This window comes from Anoxybacillus sp. LAT27 (assembly GCF_022030075.1).
Lineage (GTDB): Bacteria > Bacillota > Bacilli > Bacillales > Anoxybacillaceae > Anoxybacillus > Anoxybacillus kestanbolensis.
This window is the reverse complement of record NZ_JAIWYK010000329.1, coordinates 1-230: the sequence shown is the minus strand read 5'-3', so window position 1 is coordinate 230 and position 230 is coordinate 1. Positions and strand designations below refer to the sequence as shown.

1 pseudogene is annotated in these 230 nt (G+C 42.2%); it reads right to left on the bottom strand.

The window, feature by feature from the left end:
- Window positions 1-165 (bottom strand): annotated as a pseudogene (locus tag LD028_RS18085) (amino acid permease); the annotation flags it as partial.
- Between the last annotated feature and the right edge of the window lie 65 nt (window positions 166-230).

The following is a 230-nucleotide window of genomic DNA, read 5'->3' as shown; positions in this document are numbered from 1 at the left end:
AACACTAGGTCCAGCCGTTCTGATGGCAAGGCCGCTTCCAAGGAATAGACCTGTGCCAATAGCACATCCCATGGCAATCATCGTAAGTTGGTTTGTCTTTAATTTACGGTGCAATCCCATTTCTTTCTCCTGAGGTTCATTTGCATAATGATTTTGCTTCGCCATATTTCTTCCCCTTTCATCGTTTACGCTACTACTTCGCGTTCATTCGCAAATTTTTTATATTGCTT